The organism is Streptomyces bobili (genome assembly GCF_002154575.1).
Taxonomy (GTDB): Bacteria; Actinomycetota; Actinomycetes; order Streptomycetales; family Streptomycetaceae; genus Streptomyces; species Streptomyces bobili.
The window spans coordinates 1-328 of record NZ_MUBA01000396.1 but is presented as its reverse complement, the minus strand read 5'-3'; the positions used below and the strand labels follow the sequence as shown (position 1 = coordinate 328).

At 65.2% G+C, this 328-nt stretch carries 1 protein-coding gene; it reads right to left on the bottom strand.

The window, feature by feature from the left end:
• A partial coding sequence (locus tag BZL64_RS41395) for a class I tRNA ligase family protein (RefSeq protein WP_244205517.1) occupies positions 1–328 on the bottom strand: 328 nt, incomplete at both ends.

The following is a 328-nucleotide window of genomic DNA, read 5'->3' as shown; positions in this document are numbered from 1 at the left end:
GAGCCGTACTTGTCCATCCAGTCCAGCGGGTTGACCGCGTTGCCGAAGGACTTGGACATCTTCTTGCCGAACTGGTCGCGGACCATGCCGTGCAGGGCGATGGTGTGGAACGGCGGGGTGCCGTCCATCGCGTACAGGCCGAACATCATCATCCGGGCGACCCAGAAGAAGAGGATGTCGTAGCCGGTGACCAGGACGGAGTTCGGGTAGAACTTCGCGAGCGACTCGCTCTGTTCGGGCCAGCCGAGCGTGGAGAACGGCCACAGGCCGGAGGAGAACCAGGTGTCGAGGACGTCGGTGTCCTGGTGCCAGCCCTCGCCGGCCGGCG